Source organism: Janthinobacterium sp. HH106 (genome assembly GCF_001758725.1).
Lineage (GTDB): Bacteria > Pseudomonadota > Gammaproteobacteria > Burkholderiales > Burkholderiaceae_D > Janthinobacterium.
Genome location: NZ_LRIC01000029.1, coordinates 1 through 3,556 on the forward strand (window position 1 = coordinate 1; position 3,556 = coordinate 3,556).

The 3,556-nt window shown below is 63.2% G+C and carries 4 protein-coding genes; 3 read left to right on the forward strand and 1 reads right to left on the reverse strand.

All coding sequences use genetic code 11. The features are described 5' to 3' along the window. Window positions 1-811: terminase family protein (locus JAB8_RS12980; RefSeq protein ID WP_217494222.1), on the reverse strand; the 811-nt coding region annotated here is incomplete at its 3' end. A gap of 136 nt (window positions 812-947) precedes the next feature. Between JAB8_RS12980 and JAB8_RS12985 the strand changes: the two genes are divergently transcribed. Genes JAB8_RS12985 through gpM form a run of 3 tightly spaced genes read left to right on the forward strand, consistent with a single transcriptional unit; the run spans window position 948 to window position 3,516 of the window. Continuing rightward, window positions 948-1,733, forward strand: coding sequence for a GPO family capsid scaffolding protein (locus tag JAB8_RS12985; RefSeq protein WP_139143038.1), 786 nt, complete (start codon window positions 948-950; stop codon window positions 1,731-1,733). Between the two features lie 47 nt (window positions 1,734-1,780). Then, on the forward strand, window positions 1,781-2,800 hold the full coding sequence (locus JAB8_RS12990) for a phage major capsid protein, P2 family (protein WP_070289894.1): 1,020 nt from the start codon (window positions 1,781-1,783) through the stop codon (window positions 2,798-2,800). Beyond that, on the forward strand, window positions 2,800-3,516 hold the full coding sequence (gene gpM / locus JAB8_RS12995; RefSeq protein WP_070289896.1) for a phage terminase small subunit: 717 nt from the start codon (window positions 2,800-2,802) through the stop codon (window positions 3,514-3,516). The genes JAB8_RS12990 and gpM overlap by 1 nt, the downstream gene beginning before the upstream one ends. Window positions 3,517-3,556: the final 40 nt, after the last annotated feature.

The window sequence follows — 3,556 nt, forward strand, 5'->3', positions numbered from 1 at the left end:
TCCAAAAGAATTCATCGAAGTAGAAATTGCCGTGGTAGCCCTGCGCCGTGCGCGCGTTGGTGCCCAGGAAGTACAGATGCGCGCCGTTCGGCAGCACGATGGGGTCGCCCGTCAACTCGATGCCGGCGGCCTCGCGCGCGAATTGCACGATGTATTGCTTGAAAACGTGCGCCTGGCTCTTGGAAGCCGACAGAAAAATCTGATTGCGGCCCGTCGCCATGGCATCGGCCAGCGCCTCGCGCGCGAAGTACCAGGTGGCGCCGATCTGGCGGGACTTGAGGATGGCGCGCGTACGCTGGTCGCCGTTGCGATACCAAACTTTCTGGTAATCGAAGAGCGAATCCTGGAAGGCGTCGAGCAGCTGGATTTTCTGTTCTTCGCTGAAATCGTTGCGCGTCGGCTTCTTCTTCGGGCCGGCATTGCGGTTCGCCAGCTTGGGGTTGAGATCGACCTCGTTGCCGCCCGGCTGCTCATAGCGGCGCACGCGCGCCGCCTGCACGATAGCGCGCATCAGCAGGTCAATTTCCTTGTAATCGCTGCCGCTCTTGACCTCTTTTTCGATCAGTTTCACCAGGCGCAGCTCAGCCGCTGCCTCGACGTGCTCGATGGCCTGCGCCTTGTCCCATTCGTCGCGCTCTTTCCAGCTATTGATGGTGGTGCGCTTGATCCCTAAGTGGCGGGCGATGGACGAAATGCGCCAGCCCTTCCAGTACAGGGCGCGCGCGGCACGGCGCGGCTCGGACTCGGGCACGGCCAGTTCGGCGATTTTCTCGTCGAAAGTTTGTTCGCTTGTTTTCTCGATTGTCAGCATGCCGCCAGCGTAGGCCGCGCGCGCGCGGAGCGGGGAAAGGCAAAAGTCGCTATGGCCCATAGCAACCCGCACCGCATTGAATCGCGGCGCCAAGACGTTGACCATGGCGTTATCCGATCAACCGAGAACGCCCACCATGTCCAAATCGAAATTCTTCCGCGTCGCCACCGAAGGCGCCACCACGGACGGCCGCAACATCGACCGCGCCACCATCGAGCAGATCGCCGCCACCTATAACCCGAAAACCTACGGCGCGCGCATCTGGCTCGAGCACATTCGCGGCATCCTGCCCGACAGCCAGTTCAAGGCCTACGGCGACGTGATCGCCGTGAAAGCCGAGGAAGTGGACACGGACAGCGGCAAGAAACTGGCCCTGTTCGCGCAGATCGAACCCACGCCGGAACTGGTGGCCATCAACAAGGCGAAACAAAAGCTCTATACCAGCCTGGAAATCCAGCCTGATTTTGCCGACTCGTCGCAGCCCTACCTGGTCGGCCTGGGCGTCACCGACAGCCCCGCCAGCCTGGGCACCGATGCACTGAAATTCTCCGCCAGCCGCAAGCAGCAAAGCGCCAACCTGTTCACCTCGGCCGTCGAGGTGACGCTGGAATTCGAAGAGCAGGGCATCAAGCTGGCCGACGCCGTGAAAAACCTGCTGTCGCGCTTCTCGAATAAATCCGGCGCCGACGCCGCGCAATTCGCCGACATCAGCGAAGCCGTCGAGGCGCTGGCCGGCCACGTCGTCACCGTCAACGACAACTACGCAGGCACCGTGACGCGCCTGGAAAAAACCGAAACTGCCTTGAAGGCCACGCAGGAGGAGCTGGCCGCCTTCAAGGCGCAGATGGACGAAGCGCCCGGCAACGGCCCGCGCCGCCCGGCCGCCACCGGCAACGACGGCGCCGTGCAGACCGAGTTTTAAGCGCCCTCGCCCTTTCTTCCCCCCATTCAACAACGGAGCATCAATACATGAAAAAGCAAACGCGCCAGGTCTTTGGCCAGTATGAAACCCGCCTGGGCCAACTGAACGACACGGACAACGTGGCCAAGACCTTCAGCGTCACGCCCAGCGTGCAGCAAAAGCTGGAAACGAAAATGCAGGAATCGAGCGAGTTCCTGTCGAAGGTCAACATCATCGGCGTGACCGAGCAGGAAGGCGAAAAGCTGGGCCTGGGCGTGTCCGGCCCGATTGCCGGCCGCACCAACACCAAGGACAAGGAACGCAAGACGCGCGATCTGTCCACCCTGGATGGCACCAAGTACCGCTGCGAACAGACCAACTTCGACACGCATCTGAACTATGCCAAGCTGGACTCCTGGGCCAAGTTCCCCGACTTCCAGTCGCGCGTGGCCAATGCCATCCTGACACGCCAGGCGCTGGACCGCATCGTCATCGGCTTCAATGGTGTGAAAGCCATGGCCGACACCGATCTGGACGCCAACCCACTGCTGCAGGACGTCAACAAGGGCTGGCTGCAGCACCTGCGCGAGCTGGCGCCCGAGCGCGTGCTGGGCCTGGTCGCCGCCGGCTTGCCGGGCAAGGTCATCATCGGCGACGTGGACGGCGCCGACTATGCCAACCTGGACGCGGCCGTCACGGATGCCGTCAACCTGCTGGACCCGTGGTATCAGGAAGACACCAATCTGGTGGCCATCGTCGGGCGCAAGCTGTTGAATGACAAGTATTTTCCATTGGTCAACGCCAAGCAGGCGCCCACGGAAACGCTGGCGGCCGACATCATCATCAGCCAGAAACGTATCGGCGGCTTGCCGGCGGCGCGCGTGCCCTACTTCCCGGACAACGCCATCCTTATCACGCGTTTTGACAATCTGTCGATCTATTTCCAGGAAGGCGCGCGCCGCCGCCGCGTCGAGGACGTGCCCAAGCGCGACCGCATCGAAAACTACGAATCGTCGAATGACGCCTATGTGATCGAAGACTTGGGCCTGGCCGCGCTGGTGGAAAACATCGAACTGAAAGACAAGTGATGGCCAACCAGTCCCCCGCCCTGCGCCACCGCGCGCGCATGCTGGCCGAGCGCACGGCCGGCGCCGCCGCGCCGCAAGGCGTGACCACCGGCACGGCCTACGAAATGATGCTCTACAAGCTGGCCGACGACCGCCGCCGCCTGAAAGCCATCCAGTCCGTCGAGCGCAAGATCGAGGTCAAGGCCACCTTGCTGCCCGACTATGCGCAGTGGATCGACGGCGTGCTGGCCGGCGGCAAGGGCGCCCAGGATGACGTCTTCGCCACCTTGCTGGTATGGCACATCGACACCGGCGAGTACGCGCGCGCCCTGGTCATGGCCGAATATGCTTTGGCGCACAAATTCACCCTGCCCGAGACTTACAGCCGTGACATCGCCACCCTGATGCTGGACGAATTTGCCGAGGGCTACTTGCACGGCAAGCTGGCCGCCGATCCGCAGCATGCGGCCCAGGTGCTGGGCACCGTCGAGCAGCTGACGGCCGGCAGCGATGCGCCTGACCAGGCGCGCGCCAAGCTGCACAAGGCCACCGGCCTGGCCATGATCGCCGTGCTCGATCAAGCGGACGACACGGACATCGCCCCGGCGCTGGTGGCACAAGCGGAAACGGCCATGGCCCAGCTTAAGCGCGCCCGCGCCCTGTCGGAGTCGTGCGGCGTCAAGAAAGATATGGAACGGCTGGAACGGCGCCTCAAGCGCGCGGCCGGTTCCACGTAAAGAGCATCCCCCGCAGCACGGCGGCACGGGGGGATTCTGG

Bases quoted from the DNA above. Each gene is read 5' to 3' on its own strand.
- JAB8_RS12990 (WP_070289894.1), top strand. From the start codon at position 1,781: ATGAAAAAGCAAACGCGCCAGGTCTTTGGCCAGTATGAAACCCGCCTG.
- JAB8_RS12985 (WP_139143038.1), top strand. From the start codon at position 948: ATGTCCAAATCGAAATTCTTCCGCGTCGCCACCGAAGGCGCCACCACG.
- gpM (WP_070289896.1), top strand. From the start codon at position 2,800: ATGGCCAACCAGTCCCCCGCCCTGCGCCACCGCGCGCGCATGCTGGCC.